21 protein-coding genes are annotated in these 23,863 nt (G+C 59.2%); 5 read left to right on the top strand and 16 right to left on the bottom strand.

Annotation, left to right across the window (positions count from 1 at the left end; all coding sequences use genetic code 11):
- Positions 1-3: 3 nt before the first annotated feature.
- The 7 genes from trbJ to ACZ5U1_RS11685 are packed head-to-tail and all read right to left on the bottom strand — an operon-like array spanning position 4 to position 7,245.
- On the bottom strand, positions 4-726 hold the full coding sequence (trbJ, locus tag ACZ5U1_RS11715; RefSeq protein WP_464778556.1) for a P-type conjugative transfer protein TrbJ: 723 nt from the start codon (positions 724-726) through the stop codon (positions 4-6).
- Positions 723-3,191, bottom strand: a complete 2,469-nt coding sequence (gene trbE, locus ACZ5U1_RS11710; RefSeq protein ID WP_464778555.1) for a conjugal transfer protein TrbE — start codon at positions 3,189-3,191, stop codon at positions 723-725. Before trbE ends, trbJ begins: the two co-directional genes overlap by 4 nt.
- Positions 3,185-3,472, bottom strand: coding sequence for a VirB3 family type IV secretion system protein (locus tag ACZ5U1_RS11705; protein WP_304537696.1), 288 nt, complete (start codon positions 3,470-3,472; stop codon positions 3,185-3,187). Before ACZ5U1_RS11705 ends, trbE begins: the two co-directional genes overlap by 7 nt.
- Positions 3,472-3,807: a TrbC/VirB2 family type IV secretion system protein gene (locus ACZ5U1_RS11700; protein ID WP_464778554.1), complete on the bottom strand. Its 336-nt coding sequence runs from the start codon at positions 3,805-3,807 to the stop codon at positions 3,472-3,474. Before ACZ5U1_RS11700 ends, ACZ5U1_RS11705 begins: the two co-directional genes overlap by 1 nt.
- Before the next feature lie 2 nt (positions 3,808-3,809).
- Entirely contained in the window at positions 3,810-4,787 is a 978-nt protein-coding gene (gene trbB / locus ACZ5U1_RS11695; RefSeq protein ID WP_464778553.1) for a P-type conjugative transfer ATPase TrbB, read from the bottom strand.
- Positions 4,784-5,194, bottom strand: a complete 411-nt coding sequence (locus tag ACZ5U1_RS11690; RefSeq protein WP_464778552.1) for a CopG family transcriptional regulator — start codon at positions 5,192-5,194, stop codon at positions 4,784-4,786. Before ACZ5U1_RS11690 ends, trbB begins: the two co-directional genes overlap by 4 nt.
- Positions 5,194-7,245, bottom strand: coding sequence for a conjugal transfer protein TraG (locus ACZ5U1_RS11685; protein WP_464778551.1), 2,052 nt, complete (start codon positions 7,243-7,245; stop codon positions 5,194-5,196). Before ACZ5U1_RS11685 ends, ACZ5U1_RS11690 begins: the two co-directional genes overlap by 1 nt.
- Positions 7,246-7,540: 295 nt before the next feature.
- On the opposite strand from ACZ5U1_RS11685, the gene ACZ5U1_RS11680 reads away from it, so the two are divergent.
- The 3 genes from ACZ5U1_RS11680 to ACZ5U1_RS11670 are packed head-to-tail and all read left to right on the top strand — an operon-like array spanning position 7,541 to position 10,730.
- Positions 7,541-8,563, top strand: a complete 1,023-nt coding sequence (locus ACZ5U1_RS11680; protein ID WP_464778550.1) for a 3'-5' exonuclease — start codon at positions 7,541-7,543, stop codon at positions 8,561-8,563.
- Entirely contained in the window at positions 8,560-9,222 is a 663-nt protein-coding gene (locus ACZ5U1_RS11675) for a DarT ssDNA thymidine ADP-ribosyltransferase family protein (protein WP_464778549.1), read from the top strand. The genes ACZ5U1_RS11680 and ACZ5U1_RS11675 overlap by 4 nt, the downstream gene beginning before the upstream one ends.
- Positions 9,186-10,730, top strand: coding sequence for an ADP-ribosylglycohydrolase family protein (locus ACZ5U1_RS11670; protein WP_464778548.1), 1,545 nt, complete (start codon positions 9,186-9,188; stop codon positions 10,728-10,730). The genes ACZ5U1_RS11675 and ACZ5U1_RS11670 overlap by 37 nt, the downstream gene beginning before the upstream one ends.
- 64 nt (positions 10,731-10,794) lie before the next feature.
- Here ACZ5U1_RS11670 and ACZ5U1_RS11665 read toward each other — a convergent pair whose 3' ends face one another.
- The 9 genes from ACZ5U1_RS11665 to ACZ5U1_RS11625 form a co-directional block, all read right to left on the bottom strand.
- The gene (locus ACZ5U1_RS11665) at positions 10,795-11,607 is read right to left on the bottom strand and encodes a DNA -binding domain-containing protein (protein WP_464778547.1); all 813 of its coding nucleotides are present in this window, start codon (positions 11,605-11,607) and stop codon (positions 10,795-10,797) included.
- 452 nt (positions 11,608-12,059) lie between these two features.
- The gene (locus ACZ5U1_RS11660) at positions 12,060-13,541 is read right to left on the bottom strand and encodes a hypothetical protein (RefSeq protein ID WP_464778546.1); all 1,482 of its coding nucleotides are present in this window, start codon (positions 13,539-13,541) and stop codon (positions 12,060-12,062) included.
- 431 nt (positions 13,542-13,972) lie between these two features.
- A complete protein-coding gene (locus ACZ5U1_RS11655) occupies positions 13,973-14,497 on the bottom strand; it encodes a hypothetical protein (RefSeq protein ID WP_464778545.1) in 525 nt (174 codons plus the stop codon).
- 886 nt (positions 14,498-15,383) lie between these two features.
- Entirely contained in the window at positions 15,384-15,995 is a 612-nt protein-coding gene (locus ACZ5U1_RS11650; RefSeq protein WP_464778544.1) for a hypothetical protein, read from the bottom strand.
- A gap of 16 nt (positions 15,996-16,011) precedes the next feature.
- Complete coding sequence (locus ACZ5U1_RS11645; protein ID WP_464778543.1) at positions 16,012-16,413, bottom strand: hypothetical protein; 402 nt, start codon at positions 16,411-16,413, stop codon at positions 16,012-16,014.
- A gap of 6 nt (positions 16,414-16,419) precedes the next feature.
- The gene (locus ACZ5U1_RS11640) at positions 16,420-17,196 is read right to left on the bottom strand and encodes a hypothetical protein (protein ID WP_464778542.1); all 777 of its coding nucleotides are present in this window, start codon (positions 17,194-17,196) and stop codon (positions 16,420-16,422) included.
- Between the two features lie 3 nt (positions 17,197-17,199).
- Positions 17,200-19,410: a peptidase domain-containing ABC transporter gene (locus ACZ5U1_RS11635; RefSeq protein ID WP_464778541.1), complete on the bottom strand. Its 2,211-nt coding sequence runs from the start codon at positions 19,408-19,410 to the stop codon at positions 17,200-17,202.
- Positions 19,407-20,627, bottom strand: coding sequence for an HlyD family secretion protein (locus tag ACZ5U1_RS11630; RefSeq protein WP_464778540.1), 1,221 nt, complete (start codon positions 20,625-20,627; stop codon positions 19,407-19,409). Before ACZ5U1_RS11630 ends, ACZ5U1_RS11635 begins: the two co-directional genes overlap by 4 nt.
- 52 nt (positions 20,628-20,679) lie before the next feature.
- Positions 20,680-21,702 (bottom strand): JmjC domain-containing protein, encoded by a 1,023-nt coding sequence (locus tag ACZ5U1_RS11625; RefSeq protein ID WP_464780037.1) that lies wholly within the window; start codon positions 21,700-21,702, stop codon positions 20,680-20,682.
- Positions 21,703-22,253: 551 nt separating this feature from the next.
- Here ACZ5U1_RS11625 and ACZ5U1_RS11620 point away from each other — a divergent pair.
- Both ACZ5U1_RS11620 and ACZ5U1_RS11615 read left to right on the top strand, forming a co-directional pair.
- Positions 22,254-22,763, top strand: a complete 510-nt coding sequence (locus tag ACZ5U1_RS11620; protein ID WP_464778539.1) for a sigma-70 family RNA polymerase sigma factor — start codon at positions 22,254-22,256, stop codon at positions 22,761-22,763.
- A 134-nt stretch (positions 22,764-22,897) separates the two neighbouring features.
- Positions 22,898-23,845: a FecR family protein gene (locus tag ACZ5U1_RS11615; protein WP_464778538.1), complete on the top strand. Its 948-nt coding sequence runs from the start codon at positions 22,898-22,900 to the stop codon at positions 23,843-23,845.
- The last annotated feature ends 18 nt before the right edge of the window (positions 23,846-23,863 follow it).

The following is a 23,863-nucleotide window of genomic DNA, read 5'->3' as shown; positions in this document are numbered from 1 at the left end:
CCGTCAGTTGCGCGTGTAGATGTCGGCCGTGCCGATGAAGCGCTTCGTCCGCTCGCGCGCGGCCTCCATTGCCTGCTGCTGGCGCGCGCGCTCCAGCGCATCGGCGCGATATTGCGCCGCCATCATCTGCTGGATCTGAAGCTGCTGGCGGGTCGAGAGCGCGATAAGCTGGTTGGTGGCCTGTTGCGCCTGCAAGCTGCCCGTGGCCGACTGGCTCTGGCTGACCAACTCCGTGAGCAGGTCGGCATCGGCCTCGATATTCTCTACCACCTGCGCCTGCACGCGCATGCTCTGGCGATAGCCCTGCATCGACGCCTGCAAACGGGCGCGCGCTTGCGCGATGATCTGGCTGGTGGACAGCGTCCGGTCGAACTCGGTGGGAAACTGCTGGCGCAATGCGTCATCGGTGGATGCGAGATCGAAGGCGATGCCCTCGGCCTTATTCATCAGCGTGCCGATGCGCTGCATCGAGCGGGTGATCTGATTGAGTGAAGAGAAGTCGAGGCGCTGGAGATGCTTGGCCATGTTGGTCAGCATCGACGCCTGATTCTGGAGCGCCTGTATCTGATTGTTGATCTGGGTCAGCGTGCGCGCCGCCGTCAGCACATTCTGCGCATAGTTGCTGGCGTCGAACACCGGGATGGCGTGCGCCGGTGTCGCCTGCAGGATCGCGGCGGCGGTCATGCTGGTGGCCGCGAGACAGGCGGCGAGGATACGGGTTTTCATGAGAACAGCTCCTGTTGGTGGGGGTTGAGAGGATCAGCCGCTGCCGGTTCGACAGCGGGGAAATCGGCGAGCAGATCGGCGGCCCATTCGATGCCGCGCGCACGCAGCATCGCGGCGGCGAACCCCTCCGGACCGTGCCGTTCGAGAAGGTTGTCGATCAGGCTTTGGCTGGCGGCGTCGGAAGAACCGCAAAAGGCGAGCGCGACAGGCCCCAGCGCCAGTTCGAACAGCCGGTTGCCGCGCCGCGATTGCAGATAATAATGCCGCTTGGGCGTGGCGCGGGCGATCAACTCGATCTGGCGCTCATTGAGGCCGAAGCGTTCATAGGTGGCGCGGCCCTGCGGCTCGATCGCGCGGTCATTGGCGAGGAAGATGCGCTGCGGGCAGCTTTCGATGATCGCGGGCGCGATCGAACTGTCGGCGATATCGGCAAGGCTCTGCGTGGCGAACACCACGCTGACATTCCTGCGGCGCAGAACCTTGAGCCATTCGCGGATGCGGGCGGCGAACACAGGATTGTCGAGAAACACCCACGCCTCGTCGAGGATCAGCAGCGTCGGTCGCCCGTCGAACCGCTCTTCGAGCCGATGGAACAGATAGGTCAGCACCGGCAGCACGACGCCAGCCGTGTTCATCAGCGCCTCGGTCTCGAAGCATTGCACGTCCGACAGCGCGAGGCGGTTTTCTGCCGCGTCGAGCAGGCGGCCGAACGGACCTTCCAGCGTGTAGGGCATGAGCGCAGCTTTCAGTGCGTTGGACTGCAGGAGAACCGCAAGGCCGGTCAGCGTGCGTTCTTCGGGCGGCGCGCTGGCGAGGCTGGTGAGCGCGGACCACAGCGCTTCCTTGACCTCCGGCGTGACATCCACCCGCTCGTGGGCGAGCAGCGAAGCCGTCCAGTCAGCGGCCCAGGCACGCTCGCTCTCATCATCGATGTGGCGCAAGGGCTGGAACGCCAGGGCGTCGCTCTCGCCCAGCCCATGATGCTCGCCGCCCATCGCCAGCACGGCGGCGCGCGCCGAACGGCCCTTGTCGAAGATATAGACCTGGGAGCCAGGATAGCGGCGGAACTGCAAGGCGAGCAGTGCCAGCAGCACGGATTTGCCCGCGCCGGTCGGGCCGACGATGATCTCATGCCCGACGTCGCTGACGTGGGTGGACAGCCGGAACGGCGTCGATCCGCTCGTCTCGGCATAGAGCAGCGGCGGACCGGAAAGATGGTCGTTGCGCGCCGGTCCCGCCCACACCGACGACAGCGGCATCAGGTGCGCGAGGTTCAGCGTGTGGACCAGAGGTTGCCGGACATTGGCATAGACATGGCCGGGCAACGAACCGAGCCACGCCTCCACCGCGTTGACGCTCTCGCGGATGCAAGTGAAGCCGAGACCGTTGACGATACGCTCGACGATGCGGACCTTCTCATCGGCCGCCGCGCGATCCTCGTCGCTGACGGTGATGGTCGCGGTGTAGTAGCCGAAGGCGACATGATCGCCGCCGAGCGCCTGTAGAGCGAGGTCGCTATCGGCCACCTTGTTGTCGGCGTCGCTGTCCGTCAGTGGGACCGGCTCGTTCATCATCACTTCGCGCATGAGCTGCGCGATCGACTTGCGCTTGTTGAACCATTGCCGCCTGATCTTCGTCAGCGTCTTGTTGGCGGCGGTCTTGTCGAGCGCGATGAACCGGGTCGCCCAGCGATAGGCGAAGTCCTGGTGATTGAGCGCGTCGAGAATGCCGGGGCGCGTGGCATTGGGAAATCCCAGCACCGTGACCGTGCGCAGATGCCGATCGCCCAGCATTGGTTCGATCCCGCCCGACAGCGGCGTATCGACCAGAAGCCCGTCGAGATACATCCGCGTGGCTGGCGCGGCGACCGGATGGCGCTTCGTGGAAATGCATCCGTGCAGGAAGGTCAGCGTCTCGCTGTCATCGAGCGGCCGCACCTCCGGCATGAGGCCGGAGAGAAGATCCAGCACGCGATCGGTCTCGGCGATGAAGGCACGTAGTTCCTGCCGCCAGTCGCGGCCCTCCTGCGGCACCTCGCGTTCGAGCAGCGCGCGCTCCGCGCGAGATACCTGATCGGCGGGCGGCAAATAGCAGAGGGTCAGATGATAGGCGCTCTCGAAATGCTGGCCCTTGCGCCCGTCGAAATGGGCGCGGCGTTCCTCGTCCACCAGCCATGAGGCAGGATCGGGAAAGGCGCTGTCGGGATAGCCCAGCGCGTGCGAACGCTCGGCGTCGAAGAACAGCGCCCATCCGCTCCCAAGCCGGCGCAGCGCATTGTTCGCCCGCGCGCAGACCGAGACCAGTTCGGCTTCGGTGGCGGATTCGAGATCGGGACCGCGAAAACGCAGCGTCCGCTGGAAGCTGCCGTCCTTGTTGAGCACGACGCCGGGTGCGACCAGCGCGGCCCAGGGCAGATGATCGGCCAGCCTATCAGCCGCGCCGCGATATTCCTTGAGGTTCAGCATGTGAGATATCCCCGTTGGCGAAGGTGCCGCGCGAGCACGGCGGCGAAGTCGGGATCGCGCTTGGCCGCGAATACGGCGAGGCTGTGCCCTGCGAGCCAGAGCAGCAGGCCCGCGATCCATTGCTGGAGACCCAGCCCCATCGCGGCGGCGAGCGTGCCGTTGAGGATCGCGATGCCGCGCGGCGCGCCGCCGAGCAGAATCGGCTCGGTCAGCGCCCGGTGCAGCGGCACCTCGAAGCCGTCGATATGGCCTCCCGCCGCGATGGAGCTGGCCCCCGCCATCAGACCAGCGCCCCGCCGCCGAAGCTGAAGAAGCTGAGGAAGAAGGAACTGGCGGCGAACGCGATCGACAGCCCGAACACGATTTGGATCAGCTTGCGGAAGCCGCCGCTCGTCTCGCCAAAAGCCAGCGCCAGGCCGGTCGTGATAATGATGATGACGGCGACGATCTTGGCGACCGGACCCTGAACGGATTCGAGCACCTGTTGCAGCGGTTCTTCCCAGGGCATGCCCGAGCCCGACGCCATCGCCGTGACGGGAAAGATCAGCGTGGCGGCCGCGATGGCGGCCAGTTTGAGCGGTAGGCGCGTGTGCCTGGGCGCAGTAGTAGCGTGCATTTTCAGTCTCCTGTGTGGGTGGGGATGGCGAGGTCGGTGACGGCGTAATCGCCGTCGCTATCGAGACCGCGGACCTCAGCCACGCTCTCGACCCTGCGGCCGGTTCCCCGGCCGGAGATGAACACCACCATGTCGATCGCGTCCGCGATCAGGCGGCGAGGCACGGTGACGACGCCTTCCGAAACAAGCTGCTCGATCCGGTAGAGCGCGGAGCGCGCGCTATTCGCGTGGACCGTGGCGATGCCGCCCGGATGGCCGGTGTTCCAGGCCTTAAGCATGTCGAGCGCCTCGCCGCCCCGGACCTCGCCGACGATGATGCGGTCGGGGCGCAGGCGCAGCGTGGAGCGGACAAGATCGGCCATGCTGACCGCGCCCGGTTTGGTGCGCAGCGCGACCGTATCTGGCGCGGCGCATTGCAGCTCGCGCGTGTCCTCAATGATGATGACGCGCTCGTCGAGCGTTGCCATTTCATTGAGGAGCGCATTGGCGAGCGTGGTCTTGCCGGACGACGTGCCGCCCGCGACAAGGATGTTGCGGCGCTCGACAACTGCCATCGACAGCGCCAGCGCGACTTCGGCGCGCATGATGCCGTCCGCCACATAGTCGATCAGGCGATGGATGCGGGCGGCGGGCTTGCGGATGGAAAAGCACGGCGCGGCCGATACTGGAGGCAACAGCCCCTCGAACCGTTCGCCGCCTTCCGGTAATTCCGCGCTGACGATCGGGGCGCCGGCATGGACCTCGGCGCGGAGATGGCTCGCGACCAGGCGGATGATCCGTTCGGCCTCGGCGGCCTCCAGCCGTGCGCCGGTATCGACGCGGCCTTCTCCCAGCCGGTCCAGCCGGAGCGCGCCGTCGGGATTGACCATGATCTCGATCACCAGCGGATCGGACAGGGCTTCCGCAATCTGCGGCCCCATCGCCGTGCGCAGCATCGCGCGGCGGCGGCCCTGCGCGGTAGCGTTGACAAAACCGCTCATCGCGCCACCTCGCTGGGCTGTGCGAGCGGTTTAGGGCCGGCGGCCATCTGGCGGCCGATCTGCTCGATGAACCTGTCGAAGCGGTCACGGCCGATCGCGCGGGCGGCAGCATCAGGTTCGGGCAGTTGGGCGGTGAGGCAATAATGCTGGTGGACGAACAGCGAGAGGCTTTCCAGCAGCACCTGCACGTCGCGGCCTAAGCGCCCAAGCTGGAGGCTCATCCGGTCCAATCGTCCGCCGAAGCGGTCGTCCAGTTCGTGGCTACCCTGCCGGGTCAGCCAGGCGTCGAGCGCGGCTACCAATATATCGGAGCGTGCGACGCCGGGCTTGGCGGCCATTTCTTCCAGCCGCTCGGCCAGCTTCGGCTCAAGGAAAAGCTGGTAGCGTATCTTGTCGCGGTTCCGCATCACATGTCCCCACCGAAGCTGGGGAGGATGTCGCTGCCGCGCTGCTTGCCCTCGTTCATCGCGACGGCGCGGGCGACATTGCTCAGGCTGGTCATCGCGCGCCGGTCGGCGGCGGGATCGGCATCGTCATCGTCGCCGGGCGTGGTATCCTGCTCGCGCTCGGTTGGCTTTTGGGCCTGTTCTTCGGGCAGGCCGGGATGGCGCTGCTGCTGCAAACCACCTTCGGCTTCCTCGTCGAATGCCGCGCCTTCCGCTTCGGCGGCAGCGGTCAGCCCTTCATGCAGGCCGCGAACTTCGCTGCCCCAGTCGTCCGGGCGCGGGCTGGGACGATCGACATAGACGCCATCGCCATTGTCGAGACTGGGTGGTGGCAGGACGCGTGACGTGAAGTTGCGATCCTCGTAATAGCGCAGCTTCTTCGCCCGGATCGGGGCGAGGCCGGACACCATCACCAATTCATCGGCGGGCGGAAGCTGCATCACCTCGCCGGGGGTTAGCAGCGGCCGCGCCGTCTCCTGACGCGATACCATGACGTGCGACAGCCAGGGCGCGAGGCGGTGGCCGGCATAGTTGCGCTGGGCGCGCAGTTCGGTGGCGGTGCCAAGGGCATCGCTGATCCGCTTGGCCGTCCGCTCATCATTGGACGAAAAGGCTATGCGGACATGGCAATTGTCGAGAATGGCATTGTTCTCGCCATAAGCCTTGCTGATCTGGTTGAGGCTCTGCGCAATGAGGTAGGCGCGGATGCCGTAACCGGCCATGAAGGCGAGCGCGGTCTCGAAGAAGTCGAGACGGCCGAGCGCCGGAAACTCGTCCAGCATCATCAGGAGCTGATGCTTGCGGCTTTTCTTGGGATCACCTTCCAGACGTTCGGTTAGACGCCGGCCGATCTGGTTGAGGACCAGACGGACAAGCGGCTTGGTGCGCGAGATGTCGGACGGTGGAATAACTAAGTAGAGGGAGACCGGAACCGACCCATCGACAAGATCACTGATCCGCCAGTCGCAAGCCGCCGTGGTCATCGCCACCGTCGGGTCGCGGTAGAGACCGAGAAACGACATGGCGGTGGAGAGGACGCCGCTGCGCTCGTTCTCCGACTTGTTCAAAACCTCGCGCGCCGCGCTGGCGACGACGGGATGGACCTGCGGACGCTCCTTGGTTCCGAGATGGTTGGTCGCCATCATCCGGCGCAGCGTGTGGGCGAACGACCGCTGGGGATCGGACAGGAAGGTGGCGACGCGCGCGAGGGTCTTTTCTTCCTCCGCGTAGAGAACGTGGAGGATCGCGCCGACCAGCAGGCTGTGGCTTGTCTTCTCCCAATGCGACCGACGCTCCAGCGCGCCTTCCGGGTCGACCAATATGTCGGCGATGTTCTGCACATCGCGAACCTCGTCCGACCCTTTGCGGACTTCGAGCAGCGGATTGTAGCGCGCCGAGCGCGGATCGGTCGGATTGAACAGCAGGCAGTGCGAGAAGCGCGACCGCCAGCCTGCGGTCAGCGTCCAGTTCTCGCCCTTGATGTCGTGAACGACGGCGCTGCCGGTCCAGGATAGCAGCGTGGGCACGACCAGTCCGACGCCCTTGCCCGAGCGGGTCGGCGCGAAGGCCATGACATGCTCCGGGCCGTCATGGCGTAAGTAATCGGCGCGATAGCGGCCGAGAAAGACGCCCGCGTCATCGAACAAACCTGATTTCGCGATCTCGCCGCGCGATGCCCACCGCGAGGAACCGTAGGTGGTGACATTGCGGTTCTGGCGTGCCCGCCAAAGCGAACCGCCAATGGCCGACGCGCAGCCGAGAAAGCCGCTCGCTCCGGCCAGCGCCCCGGCCTTGTCGAACACTTCGGGTGCATAGGCCTCGAAATGATACCACCAGCGAAACAGGTCCCAAGGCCGGTAGACTGGAATGTCGAGAATGAAGATCCACGGCAAGCCAAGCTGTGCCTGATAGCCGAGCATCGCGGCGGCCCATTGGGTCGCCGCCCATACGCCCAGAATGACGATGGCGAAAACGATGAAAATCTGCCCGACGAGCAGCTTGGTGGGTGTCATGATGCTGGCTCCGACTCGCGGGCCGCGACAGGCGGCGCGAACGAAGCGAAAGCTGCATCAGGTCATGAAATGGGCGTGATACCCCTGATGGTCCCCGAGCATCCTCAAATGCCCCTGTCGGTCAACGCAGGAGGGAACAGGTTCATGGGCGGAGAGACAATTCGCGCGCGTTGAGCGGGAAATCGGTCTCCGCATCATAAAGAATAATCCCGGCCGATACGCCGGTTGCGCTCACTGTCAGTGTTACGGGACGTGGGCCGATCTCGGAAGCGATCAGTCGGCGGGCGAAGCGCCAATGTCCATCATCCGCGCATTCGGGCAGATTGACCATGATGTGAAAATCATAGCCGGTCGGTTCGTGAGTGCGAGATTGGCGGTCGGCGGATGGGCCGGTCAGCGCGATGCTGACGATCCGGCCATCAGCAGGCACTTGCGTCGGCGAATTCTCGACGAGGTCGTATACCCCTATCTTGCCTGGCTCGAACAGGAGGGCATAGCTGACTGGAACACTATTGCGGTTCGAATGGCGCGAGACGTAGAGCCGATCGGTTATGACGTTGTCATTGTTGATGAAAGCCAGGACTTTTCAGCCAACCAGCTCCGGGCTGTCCGGCAGCATCTCGCGCCGGATCACGCAGTAACCTTCGTCATTGATACAGTGCAGCGGATTTATGCGCGCGGATTCACTTGGACTGAGGCAGGCTTTGATGTCCGGCCTGAACGCGTTCACACTCTTCGTGCCAACCATCGAAACACCGTGGAGATTGCGGCGTTTGCTGCTTCGATCTTAAACGGCCTCGCGGCGGAAGCTGACGGGGTCCTGCCCAATCTTGCGGCTGCGTCGACACATGGTCCGCGACCAAAGGTGTTGCGCGGCCTATATAACCGTCAGGTGCGATGGGCGGTCAACCACATCGCGAACACGATCGACCTTAGAACGGATTCGGTCGCGTTCCTCAAACCTCAGGCGGGTGCTTGGTTCGCAACTTTGCGTAACGAGCTTCGCGCAAACGATATCCCATTCGTAGATATCACCAGGGAGCAAGATTGGCCTGACGGCGACGAAAACGTCGCGTTGTCGACCTTCCATTCGGCGAAGGGATTAGAGTTCGATTACGTTTTCATCCTCGGTTTTAATGATGAGAATACCCCTTTTCCAGATGAGCAGCTCGACGATGAGGTTTTCGTTCTCCGACGCCTTTTAGCGGTCGCGGTCGCGCGGGCGCGCAAAGAAGTGATCGTCGGTTATAAGCCCGGCATGCAATCCAGACTCATTCAATATTTCGGTGCAGGTACGTTCGATCAGGTGGACGTGTGACGATCGAAGCAATCATTGGCGAACGCGAGATTGAGGAAGTCTTGCATTTCACGACGCATCGGGGGCTCGTCGGTACATTGGCCAGCGGCGCGCTGAAGTCGCGCTATCGGCTACCTGAGGATCAATATCTTCAGCACATTCTTCATGTGAATGCAGCGGTCCGGCCAGAGGCAAGCGCCTTTTTTGATAAGGGTGACAATTGGCTGGATTATGTGAATCTTTCTATTTCGGAGATCAACCGGCGGTATTTTGAAGTCTCCGAACGCTGGCATGCGACAGGCGACGTGTGGTGGTCGATCCTTGCCTTCGACCCGTCGATCATGACGCACGACAATGTCGTGTTCGCGACGACGAACAACTCGTATGATCGCTGCGCCCGTGCGAGAGGGCTGCAAGGCCTTAATGGACTTTTTGCGCCGGTCATTCGTCGCAAGAGCCCGAGTTGGTCGGTGTCTCGGCTAAACCGCGCCCCGAAATTGCCGACGTGTGAGCAGGCCGAGGTGCTCTATCCCGCAGCGGTTTCCACGGATCACCTAATTCGAATCTACGTCCGTGAGGAGGAGTATCAGGATCAGGTGGCCGGCTGGCTAGAAGAGTTTGGCTTACCGGACGTCGAGGTTGTATGGTCGCCGTCAAAGTTCGCTGGGAAAAAGAATTGAACGCTGAAAGCTCCTCCGTTGCCACCTCTCGCGAGCAGCCGTCTTATGAACGGGCTGTTGTCAATTCTGCTCTTTGGGCAGCGGCCGGGGACGCGCTCGGCTGGATGACCGAGCTTTCGCGAGGTGCTTCGGGCGTCGCTCATCGAACGGGATCGAAGACCGTTTCGCATCCCGTCCGGTGGCAGCGAATCATTGGAGGGAGAGGCGGTCCGCGGGTGGACCTTCCGGCAGGCACCTACTCTGATGATACTCAGCTCAGATTGGCCGTATCCCGTGCTATTCGCGGGAACGGCGAATTTGATGCGGAGGCTTTTGCAAAGGTCGAGGTTACGGTTTGGACGAGCTACGCCTTGGGCGCTGGCTTAGGGACCAAGGCGGCCGCAGCCAATCTCGCGCGTCGGAGCGTCAATTGGTTCTCTAACTTCTTCGACAGTAGCGGTTCTCAGTATATATCAGGCGGTGGAAATGGGGCGGCCATGCGCATCCAGCCGCATGTATGGGCTGCTTCCACCATATCCGATATTATGCTCGCCAATGTGCTTAAGGACGCGCTGGTCACGCATGGACACCCTCACGGGTTTTGTGGTGCGGTTTTCCATGCGATGTGCGTCGCGCATTCTCTGAAGTGCGGTGCCGTGCCCGAGCCATCCGACTGGATTGGCTTCATTGAACACCTCCACGTCGTTCCGGAACTGATCGACATGGATCCACAGTTGGCGGCATTTTGGCAGTCGGCGTGGGAGAATAGCGCTGATCAAACGCTGATTTCGGCGGTCCAAGGTATGCAGCAGGAGGCACAAGCCGACATTGAGGCTATCCTCCCTATTCTGAAGGATAGCCCTGCCGATGCCTATCGAAATGTCCTTGAAAAGATTGGTTGCCTGACGTCCAAGTTTCGAGGGTCCGGATTTAAGACTGCTCTTGCCGCGAGTGCGCTGTCATGGTTGTTTCGGGAACGACCGATTGAGGACGCGCTGATACTGGCTGCCAATGAGCTGGATAGCGACACGGATACGATCGCAACGATGGCTGGCGCTATCCTAGGGTGCATCCAAGTCGATGAGCCAGTTTGGGAAATTCAGGACCGCCCATACATCGTCAGGGAGGCCAAGCGCTTGGCAACGATAGCCGGAGGCAAGTTTCAGGACAGCTTCACTTATCCCGACCTCGGGCATTGGTCACCGCCAACAAGACAAACGGACGCTGTAGGCATGAACGGCGCAGGGTTGGCATTAGCTGGTCTTGGACCGCTCAAAGCGATTGGTCCGATCTGTTCGCGACGTTCGACGCCGATTTCATGGAATGGAACCCGGAAAACGACGCTCGCGATCTCGCCGTCCATTTGCTCAATCTGGACAGCGATCAGGCAGATAGCAGTGAAGTTGGTGGCGCACTCGGTTGGGAGCCGCGCCGGTTCAACGCTGCCGCTGCCTATCTCGTTGCGGCGCGCGTCGTCGAGCCGATCGAGCATATGGGCGGTGACGCCTACTGGCCTTGCGGCTTCCTGATGGGCGATGAATTACTGCGGTTCGTGCGCAGCCTGTGACCAGTATGATGTCGAACAGCGGCAGGTCATCGCAGCAGATGGCGCCAACCGCCGCCGATCAATGTGTTGGCGGTTCGTAGCAGGCGCTTGATATTCGTCCGCATATGATCGGATTTGCCATACCAGTGATTGCGCACGGTTGCTTCACCATGGATGACGCAGGCTATGTCCCGATGGCTTGCCCCGCTCCGCCGCCCGTCCCATGCCTGGAGCGCCAGCGCCCATCGTCTGGCCCGGCGCTCGGGCGGGAACAGGGTCGTGGGAAAGCGCCCCAGCCGGCAAAGCGCGGTCAGGCGGCGCAGCGTCAATATCTTCGCTCTCACATCGCCGTCGCCGGGAAGATGATAGTCGAGCCGGACGGGGCCACCCAGCAATGTGCCGGAACGCACCTCGATGCGGATGCAGCGTGGCCCATCGGCGATCAGCACATGTTCGCCTGCGTCGCGCGAGCGCAGGACAACGATCGGCTGGCGGAGCGTGTGAAGGTGGAACGCTTCGGCGGCATCGGTCGAGACGGAGCGTGCATCGACGGCGAGCACCGGCGCATGAAGCTCTGCGCACCAGAAGACATGCCCGGCAAAGTCGGCAAGACCAGCGAATGCCGAGAGCGGCAGTGCGCCGTCGTGGCGCTTGCAGCTTTGCATTAATGTGAGAAGGCACAAGGGCGGCTCGGCGCGCAGCATCGTCCATGATACGCCAGGGGGCACGGCGGGCTCATGCCCAAGCGAGCGGCGTAGGCATTCCCACGCCCATGTTGCCCTGTCGAACCCCAGCAAGCGATCGTAGCGCGCACGCTCGCGCCATGCGGATGCGGCATCCGCCCGGATGATCTCCACCATGATCGTCTCCAAGTGGTCCGCGCCGCGCAATGCGCAAGGGGCGGACTTTAAGGTGCCCGCGCGGCACCGCTAGCCGGTGGTCGCGACGCCCGATCCGGCAGCGGAGAGATATGGCACAAGAAAGCCGGGTCTGTATCACGGTAAACACCGGCAATTGCTGGAAATCAGGGATTGAATGCGGTGAAGGCGGTCTTGCCGAGTGCGCGCCAAACACAGTAGCGGAGCGTCTACGGCGTTCGGCAACACAGGTCTCTCACAGCTTATGCCGTTTGAAGCCAGCGCGTGTGGAATTGCATCCCCGAAATATCGGCTCATTTAGACTATCTATGGATACGCGCATTCCCACGCGTTTTGCGTCATCTCGGCGATCGAACTGTGGGACAGACCAAAACCACGGCGATGTCGTTCGCTGGCATCTCATCCATTGTTGCGCATCTGAGTCGAGGTGCCGGTCATTGCCTTGCCGCCGCTTCCGCCTGAATCCTGTGCAACAGCGATTGAGCGCGCTGAACATTGCCGCCGTGAGGATCGGTGGCGATCGGCAATATCGCGGCTGCCGCCTCCGCATAACGATGGTGATCCGCTAAAGCCGTTGCTGCGTCGATCGCTATATCGCCCACCAACGGCGCAAGCTTGTGAGCCGTCTGAAGTTCGCCAAGGACCTCTTCCGATTGCGCTGCCCCAGCGTTCGGCGTTGTGAGCGCGTGCCGGTAGAGGGCTGTATAGTATGAAGGATCAACCGCGATGGCCTTTGCGAACCAGCCATGAGCCGCCGCATAAAGTTCGGCACGCCTGGCTTCGTCTTGGCGACCCGCGAAAAAGTCCGCAATTCCGCGATAGTAGAATAATTCAGCATCGGGCGGCGTCTTTGCGATCAAATTGTCGATGATCGCGATACCTGCGGCGCGGTCGCCAGAGCCTATCTCTGCGCGCGCCAATACACGCTGGGCATAAGCGTCGCCGGGATAGCGTGCGGCAACCGCCCGTATCGCTTTCAGCGTCTCCGCCTCGACAGCAGGGTCGGGAATGCCGAGGTTGAGCGCCACCTGACGTAACAGCAGATCATCGGCGGAGTCCGGCAGGGCGCTGATCGCAATCGCGGGAAGCGCCCCCTGATCGCGCCCCATCGCACCGAACCCGATGCCGCCATCCCTGTAGCGTTTGAGATCGGCGTCGAATGCGGCATGATCCTTACCGAAGGCGCTCTGGAATGCCGTTGGTTCGGCGACGCCGCGGTGCAGGTCGGCAAGATAGCGGGTCAGTGCTTCGCGGCGCTCGGGCGCCGCGAAGAGATAATGAACGATCAGCCAACTTTGCGCGTAGAATTGCGGAAGCTGCGCGGCGGACAGGCCGCTACGCCCCGAAGCGAAGATACGCTTTACCGGCAACCACGTGCCTCGCAGCAGGTTGGCCGCTCGCCCCGGGTTGGGGCGGCCAATCTCGATCCGATCGTTAAGAAAGCGTGCGGTCATCACATATTCGGCGAAGCCCTCACTGTACCAAGCCGGGTATGCGGCCGGATAATAGCGATTCATGAAATGATGGGCATATTCGTGCAGCAGCACCTCTTCACCGCCAAGGCCGGGACGATCGCCTCGAGCTGACAGCGCTGCCGTGCCGCCGACCCGTGCCATATAAACGCCCAAGGCATTCTCAGGAAGGCGAACGACCTGGCGGAGCTTACCGGCCGATCCGACCAGATAGACCTTGAGCGGCGCTGGCGACGGCGGCGCGGCGGTCTCTGTCAGCGTCCGGAGCAAACGATCGTAGTTTTCGAGCAACGCCGTGGATTCGCGCAGGCCGGCCTCGCTGCCGTCGCTGGTAACGATGAAATTGTCGGAACGGGCTTCCAGCCAGCGGGCATGGGCAACGGAAGGGAGCACCGCGCCAAGTGCCAGCCATAGCAGCCTGGATCGCCATATAAGAGTCATCATCGCTTTGCTCATGCGGAGAGTGCTTTCGTTGTCCAGCCGTTCGCAATAAGAGTAGTAGGAGGCGCACTTGGGGCTTACATGTCGCTCAGGAACGAAAGGGCGGTCCTCCTTGGCGTTCCCGCCATCGAAATCCCCTGACGAGATCAATCTCTATCCGATTCTCTTGACAGCTTGCGCGTACGATGCCTTCTGACGAGGTTGTTGACGATCTTATACGCACCGACAGCAGCTAATACCGTCAGGAATAGGATGAACGACAACATCGCCCACATATGCTTGAAGTCAGGATGGCAAGGAGACGGTCGTCCTTCGCAACCGCCTCCTCCCATCACTGACCCTACAAACATTACAAAAGCCGCAAATAGCCCGGTCAATAGAACGGGAATTATAGCGACCATGCCCCAGTTTATCTGTTTCATGGCGATATCACCTTACCCTCCGCAAGACATGTTGCTGCCCTGCATTTGGTTTGCGAAGGCCTTGGCATTTATCTCAAATTGGTTTCCGTCATACATTCCGGCTCCAAAAAATCCTCCATACACTGACGATATTCCATACAGAGAATAGAAATCGCTACCGTATTGATTAAACTGAGCCGCATGAAATACTTCTTCGTATGCAGCTTTGTTCTGGAACGTAATAAAACTATTGAAAAATTCAGGTTTCACGTAAATCGTGTTGCCCTGAGTAACCGCAGCAGTTCCAGACTGTGCCCACGCAATTGAAGTATAGATATTCTCTGCGCCATCGAGTCCAGATTTAAAGGTAACTTGTCCCAAGAAATCGTTAGGCATGCCCTTGGCTTGAAGCTGGTTCCTTAGAAAATTAATCTGGCATGGGTCGAGAGCATCCGTCTGAACGTCATCGGTGTCCTCGCCTTCGCCTCCCGCTATCAAATCCAACTCGTCCGCCATCAGGAGACGGATTCCTTCAAATTCACCGCTGAAATGTCGCATTGATTGGTCCTCCTATCTCTTTGCTATTTCACTTTTGATGTTCAACGAGCCTGATCAGCTTAACTTTTCATCTTCGATGTATACCGAAACCCTATTTTGGTCGGTTATGGTTGTCGATCCAGTAAACGTGATAGATCTGACTTATTTACCGCAAATAAACTGAGAGCTATCTATCGCTTTGAATGGACGAGAATATATATTCTACTTTTGTAGCTCGCCTTTCCTAGCTTTTTGGTCCAGCGGAGCATTTCTCTACGTTCACCACGTCGCCGCGTGCGCTGAATTGCAGTGCGACCCGTGTGCCTTCACAGTCATAAGTCGATGAGGTGGATACGCCTGCGGGAGTATATGCTTCGACCAACGGCGGAGCCCCCCCCCCTTGGGCAAAAGCTTCACCGCCGATTCCGAGGCCTCTCAGGGTGAAAACGGATTTCGCAGCACAATCCATTTTAGCAACCTTCCTTTGAATGTTTGCCACCTCCGCCACCGTTATCAATTAAACAATTTTATACCGGATTCACTAGACCACATTATAACTCTACCGAACGAATCCGCTTTTGACTTAAGCGTCCCAGTAATCATAACCTTATCATATTTTTCGCTGCAATTTATATCTATAAGATATATACTTTTCAACTTTGATAATCTGTCATTCCAAATTTTTATATCTGATGCTGATAGTTCAAACTTTCCATGGTACTCTGACAACGTGACAGATTTAGATGCGACCAATGTGCGAAGGAAGATTTTCTTTCCCAAGCAAACTGCGGAAGTAGATGTGACTATCTTTTCTGCCTGTCTCGTTTCCGCCATAGGAGGAAGATCAACGGCATGAGCAGGAAATGACATTAATAATGAATAAGCTATTCCAGCCCACTTCATCATATCACGGACAATTTGTGTTTGGTCGATAGTGCCCCGCCTCTTGCGACGCCATCCATCTATCATGATCATTAAGAGATGTGTTGCTATTTTGTGTGTACATGAATTCCTTAACAGATCCATCATGAAGAATGTATTGCCTCAGATTATTTATTCTTTGATCTAGCTGCATGGCTATGGCGTCCATGTGCTGATGGTCATCGCCCGATGGCTTATCCCAATTCCAATCTGGAGTGACATCTCTCCATGTATTTGTGGCAGTGTCGAAAGCTTTAGTTGGGTGGCTATGAATCATGCCAACTACATCATTAGGATCCCATCCTGCGTCCAATCCATTGGGAACCGTGTTACCGGACCCTCCCCTTATTTGACCGGCAACAATGTTGCCAACGGCATCACGATACAGATACGCCTTATACTCTACGGTAGCGTAGTCAGGCTTTGCCATCATCTGCTGGCGCAACTGATCTACCTTAGTATCGGTCTGTCTATCTTTGCAGTCATCGAAACTATCAGGAATATCATCACCATCATTGCCGTGCCCCCCGGAGATGACATCTAATTCATCTGCCATGAGAGGCCTTATTCCTTCAAATTCGCCGCTAAAATGCCGCATAGCCTGAATCCTCTCTTTAATCTTGGTCGACCAATATCATGGGCCTGACAACACCATCCAAAATGTAAACCTGAACAGTATCTTTGTGTATATTTTTTGTCTCGCCGATGAATGCGACCGTGGAAACGGTTTTGCTACAAAGAAATTGGACGGAATCTACTTTAATAATTGGCTTAATCCAATGATTCCAGTTATTTAATGCTACATTGGACAAGATATTTTTGCCGCTACTATATCTTAGTACACGAAGACCATCATCTCCAAGGCTATACTCAAATATTATCTCTGTTCCTCCACAGTCGTATTCTGTCTTAGATAGAATTCTATTTGGCGAATAGGCGTCGACGATCGGTGGTGGATTTTGAGCGAAGGCCGCTGGAGCCGCTAGAAATAAAATGGCAGTGGGTACTTTTTTCATGGCACACTAACATCCTTTCTCGGGATGGTAGTTTCCAGATTGTTGAGCACGTCTTGCGGCGTTTTGCGCTTCCTGTAAGGTGTTATTGGCTAGCACGTTGGCGCCCAGGTAGTTGTATTCCTGAAGCCCGCCAGATGTCGAAATGTAAGTTCTGACTTGGGTTGAATCAGGCCCGCCCACGAGGTCAGCAAAATATTTTAGTTGGGTCATGTCTTGCGCAGATGGCCCGAAGGAATGAGGATGGTTATGAACTATCCCTACGACTTGGTTCCAGTTACTGAACCCTAACTGCTGCGGAGTATATCTGCTAAGGTCAACGGTGCCGCCTTCTCCTATTGCTAGGTTAGATGTATGTAAGCCGCCGTTACCATCGGACCAAATAAAGCCAGCATATTCTCGGCTTGCATAATCTGGTTGTTGTTTGATTTGCCACTCTAAGGAAGCTGCAAGCTTATCCGCTGTCCAATCTAGATGATAGTTCCAATTGGCCGGAACCGCTGGGGCGTTCCCTAAGCTGGGATCCCATTGCCCATTGCCAGGGCAGAGGTCCCGGTCCGTGGGAGGGCCGTCAGAACCCGATCCACCGCCGGAATAGCCCCCACTGGAAGTTGGCGTCCAGCTGGAGTGATATCGCCTAGCTGTTACAACGATGTCATCCGCATCTGCTGGGGGTGGCGGTTGCGGCACGTCGTCCGTGTCTTCCCCATCTCCGCCCGAGATCATATCGAGTTCGTCCAGCATGAGGAGGCGAACGCCTTCGAATTCGCCACTAAAATGCCGCATAGTCTATCTCCTTTGTTGGATGATGAGCTCTCGCTCGCCGCTTGCGAGTATTTCCGTGTCATTGGCTTCGTGATCTGATGAAACTGCCGCGTTGGAATTTCTCTCAGCCGGTGGCTGAACGGCCATTCGGATCGCCTGACCATCGATAATCTGGTAAATGATGTCAGCCATCCTGATTGTTTCGGGACGGTGCGCTACGAGAATACGCGTGCCGCCAAGCTGTTTGATGGCTTCGACCACGCGGCTCTCTGTGGTTACGTCGAGATGAGCCGTGCCTTCATCAAGCATCAGCACGCCGGGATTGCGATAAAGGGCGCGCGCCAGCAGTACGCGCTGTTTCTGGCCACCGGACAGGTTCGATCCCATATCGCCCACAGAGGTCTCGTACTTCATCGACATTCGCATGATGTCGTCGTGGATGGCCGCACGGCGACAGCAGTCGATGATGCGGTCCATGTCATAGTCCGGGTCGAAGAAGGCGATATTCTCTGCCAGCGATCCGGCAAACAGCGTGTCCTCCTGGCTTACCGCGCCCAGATGCATGCGATAATTGCGGGCACCGAACTCCTGAACCGGAATGCCATCGATCAGCATCCTCCCCGATGTCGGTTGCAGTAGGCCGCACAATATCTTGAACAACGTCGTCTTGCCCGCGCCGGATGGGCCTACGAGCACCGTTGTCCTGCCCGGCTCAATGCAAAGCGACACCCCCTTGAGAACAGGCGGTTGTCCAAAACCGTAGGAAAATGTCACATTTTGCAGCTCGATGATACCGATCTGGGGTAGCGGTGCGCTTCCCTCCTCCGGCTCGCGCTGCTCCAGCGCGATATCGGAGATCCGGTCAAGATGGACATCCAACAAGCGGTAGTTCAGCAGCTGGTCGATCAGCCGCGTCATCGCGCCTATGAAGCTTTGTTTATAGGCCTGGAAGGCGAAGACCATGCCAAGCGTGATCGACCCGCCCAGCACCATCCGGATCGCCACATAGATGAACAGCAGGTTCTCGATCGCGATGATGAAGCTGTTTGCCGTGTCGAAGCTGCCCGTCAGGCGACCCAGCCTGATCGTGCCGTTGACGACGTCAGCCTTCCTGTTTTGCCATTGGCGCTGGCGATTGCCTTCCTGGCAGAACATCTTGATCGCAGAAATGCCGCGAATATTCTCGATGAAGGCGGATGTCTTTAATGCCTGTGCGGTCAGCACATTGGCGTTGGCGAACTTCATCGACTTGAAGGATGCGAGCTTCAGAAGCGCGTACAGGCACACTACCCCGCCGGTGAGGCTCGCTAGAACCGGCGAAAAGACGATCATCAGGCAAATCGTGGCCATAGCCAACGCGCCATCGACAATCGAGCTGACCAGCCCTCGGGTCAGCAAATCCGTGATCGGCTGAAGCGAGGAAAAGCGGGACGTCACATCACCCAGGTGCCGCTTTTCATACCATGCGGTCGGTAGGTGGACGGCGTGGCGGAAAAGGTTCACCGCTGTCTGGATACTCAGACTGTTACTGAGACTGAGGACGAGGCGGCTTCGCACCCACATCGCGGTCGCGTTCAGGAGGAGAATGCCCGCAAAGCCAATAGCGATGATATTGAGGAGATCAAAATCGGAACCGGGCAGCGCGGTGTCGATCGCCAGTTGCGTGTAGAAAGGCACGACGAGCGTCACGATCTGCATGATGATCGACAGGGCCAGTATTCGCGTCAGCGCTGGTCCCAGTCCCCTGATACGCGACCATAGTTGACTGAGGTGCAGGCGCGTGCGCTTGACCACCGGTGTGAAGGCCGCGCCCGGTGTCAATTCCAGAACGATGCCGGTGAAGTGGCCCGAAAGTGCCACTTCGTCCAGGAGCAGCATTCCCTTTGCAGGGTCGAGAACCGAGTATCGGGTGCCGCGCAAGCCTGGCCGCACCTGATCGAGCACCACGTAATGGTTGAGGTCCCAATGCAGGATCGCAGGCAGCGTGAGTTGCTGGAGCGAAGCCATATCGCTTTTCAGCGCGCGACTATGAAATCCCATCTGATCAGCGATCGCAATCAGATCCTTGAGCGAACTACCGCGGGTCGACAGTGGGAAACGGCGACGCCAGGCAGACAGATCGCGCTTGTCGCCATAATGGCGGGCGACCATCGTCAGACAGGCGAGACCACATTCGCCGCCCTCCGCCTGACGGACATATTTATCCGGTCCGAAGAGAAAGCCGCTGCCGCTCATGTCCGCTTTCTCACCGAATTGAGCGGCTGCAGCAGCCAGTCAACGAAGGACCGTCGCTCCAGGATCACTGTACCCTGCAAAGTCATGCCGGACTGGAGCGGCAAGGGCTTGCCAAAGGCAGGCACCGTCTCATTGGCGAGGCGGACGCGAATGAGATACACCGGCTCCTCAATCTTCACCGGCACGTCGATTTCACCGGGCGCATAGGCGGTTCGAGAGATTGAGGCGATGGTCCCGGCGAACGTGCCGAACTGCTTGTAGGGGAAGGCATCGTAGGAGATGCGCACGTGCTGCCCCACGCGTATGAACCCCACGGCTTTGGAAGGCGCATAGAGCTGCACCTGGAAAACCGAGCGCTGCGGCACGACGCTTAGCAGGGGTACACGAGGATCCACGCTGCGCCCTGGTGAGGCCTGCAGGGCTGTGACCCGGCCGTCAACGGGCGACAGGATCGTGTAACCGACATCAACCCTGGCGCGCGAACGCTGTTGGAAAAGGGAGCCGAGTTCGCCTTGCAATGCGGCTTTCTCGCGCAGCTCATCCATCGGCAGCCGACGCAACTGCGCGACCGTCTCGTTACGCCGTGTAGCGAGTTGCACGAGCTGCTGCTTGATCTGTTCGGCGCGCTGCCGCTCGGCAAGCAGGGATTGCCGCCGACGGTCCATTTCCATCTGACTGATGAAGCCTTTCTCGGCGACGGGCGTGATCCGCCGGATTTCCTCTTCCTTCGATCGGATTATGGCTGCCTGAATCACCGACTGCTCGCGCAGCGTGACCTGTTCTCCCGCGTTGGTCTCAAGCGAGGCGGACAATTTCTCTCGCTCAGAGGAGAGCGCGTCGTGCGCTGCCTGCATTTGCGCCTTGACGCTATCCGTCTGGCCAGTGAGCGCCGTAAGGCTATCCCTGGCCGCGCTGCGTGTGTCCTCATCACGCATGTCGACGCCGATGAAGGCGAGGGGCTGGTCACGGCGCACCGCCGAGCCGTCACGCACGAAGACCCGCTCCGCCACGCCGTTACGGATTGCAAAAACCTTGGCGGAGGGCTGGGAGGTCATGACCACGCCGGGCACGGCTTCCGTGCGAGGATAAGTCGCGGTCGTGGCCCAGACAATCAACGAAAGGCTGATCGCAGCAATTGCTACGACAAGGCGGGAGCTAATGCGGCTGTCGGAAAGAACGACATCGCCGTAGAGACGCTGGCGGCGCCGCTCGGTCACTTGCTCCCGGAAAAGATTGTTCGCAGTTTCGGCCGTCATGGCGACGCCTCCGTTATGCGAAGGCAGGCATCGGGGTTGTCTGCGGCACGGCAATCTGGATGATGTCAGCCTTCGCCAGATCGCGGATTATGGCTTCCAAGGTGCCGGGTTCAACGTCCGACATCTCCTTCTGAAGACCCTCCAGATCGAGTGCGGTGTGGCGAGCGAGCGCCAGCGCGACACGGTGATGATCGCCCACGAGCTGTAACGGTGATCCATTCACGTCGAACTGCTCCGCATTACCGTCGGCATGGCGCGTGTTCAGCATCAGCCGGGTGGCTGCGGGAAGCGGCGTTTCGGCCTGCTTGAGGAGATGGCCGATATTGAACGGGGAAACCACGCGCTCACGTTGGCGCGAACGAGCGTAGAAGGCCTCTAGGGTGGCGGGGTGCATTAGCGCCTCGCTTACCGCCGACACGGCTTCGGCCACATGGCGGGGGTCTTGCGCGTCACCCATCACCGCATGGCGAACCTCGAGAAGGCCGGGCAGGACCGAGCCGCAGGCCCAAACGAAATAATCGAGAACCAACGGCGTGTGGATCGCCACCGTCAGGTGGAGAGTATCGCTGCCTGCCACCGGCTCTACCTTGTGCCACCAACCGCGGGGCACATATAGTGCGTCGCCTGCCTGCAATATCTCGTCAATCACCGGCGCGCTGGGAAGCTCGTCCTTGCGATCATTGCTGACCTGGCTGCTGATGGGAAGGGGGTGGGTGGGCTCGTATATCCGCCAATGTTTGCTACCGCCGATTTGCAGGACGAAGACGTCATGCGTATCCCAATGGACGTTGGTCGCCGGCTCGCCGCCCAGGCATGCATAAGCGTTGGAGGTCGTCTGAGCACCTACAAATCGGCCGATCTCGGTGCAAACGTCCCTAACAATGGGTGAAACGAGTTCGATGCGGTTCAGCACGACGGTCGCGCCCTTGGACATCATCTCATAGAGTCGGTCCTTGCGAATCCGGCGCGTTCTGATGCCGATGTCGACATAATCTTCGACATAGTGGGACGGGTCGACCCTGCCATTATGGAGCACCTTCAATAGCTCTCGGGTGGGATCCTGGAGATCCAGCGCCGCATCGATTGTCGACCAACTGAAGGGTGACGGATCAAAGCACCGCCGTACAAGCCAAGGCCTTTGTTCAAATAATTCCTTACGGAAATTGTTCCGACTTAATGGAAAATCGAACATAATACCCCCAATAACTCTATTATAGTAATAGTCTTATATTATTTATTATTCTCACAACTAATTACGAGATGACTAATTATTATTGATTTCGAAGTGCACCCCTGTTGGATAAATGCTATATCAATTCTTGCCTTCGTCAAATCTATTTAATTTCGTTTCCGATCAAAAAAGTTCCGGAATCTCAGGCCGGTTGTTCGTTGTTTATATCTCATTCAATGACCCTCATATTCGCCGCTCCCGCGGCCGGTCCGAGAGGATGTGCCAAGCGCGTTTCTCACCGAGATTTCTGGCCTGCGAGATAGGGAAGGGCCTGAAGGTATTTGCGATTGGTTCGCAACAAAGAAAATGCTACGCGCCTTGGTGGGTATCGTCGCTAGGTAGGGGCGTCGGGTTGAGTGTCTAAAATCGATAGCCTTCAGCTATTTCTTGCATCTCAGGCGGATCTCCTCCGTTACGCGACGAGGATCACTGGTGATTCTGCAAAAGCGCAAGATGTAGTGCAGGATGCTTGGTTGCGCTTTCGCGCGACCGCCAACTTGCGCACCCTTGAGGAGCCGGCCGGCTATCTCTTCCGGATAGTTCATAACCTCGCACTGGACAGCCAGCGGCGGGATGGCCGCGAGGGTCGCATCTTCACAACCGAAGCAACCGTTGCGACCGAGCTTGTCGCAAGCGACCAACCTTCCCAGCAAGTGAGCGTGGAGGCCAAGAACGAACTCGCCCTGCTTCACAAAGCCTTGGGACAATTACCCGCCCGGACTCGCCGGGCATTCGAAATGCACCGCTTCGAGGACATGAAGTTGATTGAGATCGCGAAAGAGCTTGGCATATCGAAGAGCCTCGCCTCGGAGCTGGTGATTGAGGCCGTCGAGTTCTGCAAGAAGGCCCTGCGGAGGCGCGATTGAACCATTTTTCGAGATATTTTCCGGAACCGTGGGAGTTCCGTTCGTTAAATGCATAAAACGATAGCATACGCGCGCTGCGCGCTCAGATGGAAGATGCTGGAAACGGTATGACCGGGGAAAAGGAGGTGGACTCAATGCGGAGCGCGCTCAGCCGAGAGGCCACCGCCTGGTTGATTCAGCTCGAGGATGAGCCGGACAATGAGGCGCTGCATGTCCAATTCATAGATTGGCTCGCCACCAGCTCCGCGCACCTCGCCGCGTGGGAGGAAACCGCGCATGTATCGGGATTGATGTCGGCAGCTGGTCCGTTGCGCGCCGACACACCGCCGTCGCTGTCGGGGCATCAAGCTTGGTTTCCAAAGGTCGGGCGCGCCAGGACGTTCGCAGTGCTGGCGCTGGCGGCATGCTTCGCGTTGTTCGCCGCACCCGACCTCTCGCTTTGGATGCACTCGGATGAGATCACGCGGACGGCGGAGCTGCGTGTGGTTCGACTCAAGGATGGCAGCATTGTCCATCTCGCTCCGGGGACAGCTATCGCCTTTAGCGACGACACGAAGGGGAGAAGGCTGGATCTGCTGCAAGGCGAAGCCTGGTTCGATGTCGCACATGATGAAGCACGACCGTTCCGCGTAGTCGCTGGGGATAGTCGGGTGACTGTCCTCGGTACGGCCTTTTCTGTAGAGAAGATGGGCGGTGGCACCGCCGTCGCCGTTCAGCGCGGCCGTGTCTCAGTGGAAATGCTTGATGCGGCGTCTCCACCACGTGTCGTGCTGGTCGCGGGTCAATCGGTATTGATGAGTGCAGGCAGCGCGATCCGCGGCGCGATCAGGCCGGACCGGGTCGCGACTTGGCGTGAGGGAATCGCAATCGTCAACGATCAGCCGATCGGCGACGTCATCGATCAACTTCGCCCTTGGTATAAGGGCTACATCGTTGCCAGAGGGTCTGGGTTAAAGGACCGACGGGTCAGCGGCGTCTATGATCTTCGCGATCCCGATCTCGCTCTCGAGGCGTTGACGCGAGCGCATAATGTGACGATTTCCCAACTATCTCCGTGGCTCCGGATCGTCACCGTCGGCTAAGCCGGTCAAGAAAACTTC

The organism is Sphingobium sp. TomTYG72, assembly GCF_055394715.1.
The sequence above is the reverse complement of the archived record's forward strand: the minus strand, read 5'-3'. Positions and strand labels throughout refer to the sequence as shown.

Excerpts from the sequence above, each read along its gene's own strand:
- trbJ (WP_464778556.1), bottom strand. The coding sequence starts at position 726 with ATGAAAACCCGTATCCTCGCCGCCTGTCTCGCGGCCACCAGCATGACC.
- trbE (WP_464778555.1), bottom strand. The coding sequence starts at position 3,191 with ATGCTGAACCTCAAGGAATATCGCGGCGCGGCTGATAGGCTGGCCGAT.
- ACZ5U1_RS11705 (WP_304537696.1), bottom strand. The coding sequence starts at position 3,472 with ATGGCGGGGGCCAGCTCCATCGCGGCGGGAGGCCATATCGACGGCTTC.
- ACZ5U1_RS11700 (WP_464778554.1), bottom strand. The coding sequence starts at position 3,807 with ATGCACGCTACTACTGCGCCCAGGCACACGCGCCTACCGCTCAAACTG.
- trbB (WP_464778553.1), bottom strand. The coding sequence starts at position 4,787 with ATGAGCGGTTTTGTCAACGCTACCGCGCAGGGCCGCCGCCGCGCGATG.
- ACZ5U1_RS11690 (WP_464778552.1), bottom strand. The coding sequence starts at position 5,194 with ATGCGGAACCGCGACAAGATACGCTACCAGCTTTTCCTTGAGCCGAAG.
- ACZ5U1_RS11685 (WP_464778551.1), bottom strand. The coding sequence starts at position 7,245 with ATGACACCCACCAAGCTGCTCGTCGGGCAGATTTTCATCGTTTTCGCC.
- ACZ5U1_RS11680 (WP_464778550.1), top strand. The coding sequence starts at position 7,541 with ATGTCCATCATCCGCGCATTCGGGCAGATTGACCATGATGTGAAAATC.
- ACZ5U1_RS11670 (WP_464778548.1), top strand. The coding sequence starts at position 9,186 with ATGGTCGCCGTCAAAGTTCGCTGGGAAAAAGAATTGAACGCTGAAAGC.
- ACZ5U1_RS11665 (WP_464778547.1), bottom strand. The coding sequence starts at position 11,607 with ATGGTGGAGATCATCCGGGCGGATGCCGCATCCGCATGGCGCGAGCGT.
- ACZ5U1_RS11660 (WP_464778546.1), bottom strand. The coding sequence starts at position 13,541 with ATGATGACTCTTATATGGCGATCCAGGCTGCTATGGCTGGCACTTGGC.
- ACZ5U1_RS11655 (WP_464778545.1), bottom strand. The coding sequence starts at position 14,497 with ATGCGACATTTCAGCGGTGAATTTGAAGGAATCCGTCTCCTGATGGCG.
- ACZ5U1_RS11650 (WP_464778544.1), bottom strand. The coding sequence starts at position 15,995 with ATGCGGCATTTTAGCGGCGAATTTGAAGGAATAAGGCCTCTCATGGCA.
- ACZ5U1_RS11645 (WP_464778543.1), bottom strand. The coding sequence starts at position 16,413 with ATGAAAAAAGTACCCACTGCCATTTTATTTCTAGCGGCTCCAGCGGCC.
- ACZ5U1_RS11640 (WP_464778542.1), bottom strand. The coding sequence starts at position 17,196 with ATGCGGCATTTTAGTGGCGAATTCGAAGGCGTTCGCCTCCTCATGCTG.
- ACZ5U1_RS11635 (WP_464778541.1), bottom strand. The coding sequence starts at position 19,410 with ATGAGCGGCAGCGGCTTTCTCTTCGGACCGGATAAATATGTCCGTCAG.
- ACZ5U1_RS11615 (WP_464778538.1), top strand. The coding sequence starts at position 22,898 with ATGCGGAGCGCGCTCAGCCGAGAGGCCACCGCCTGGTTGATTCAGCTC.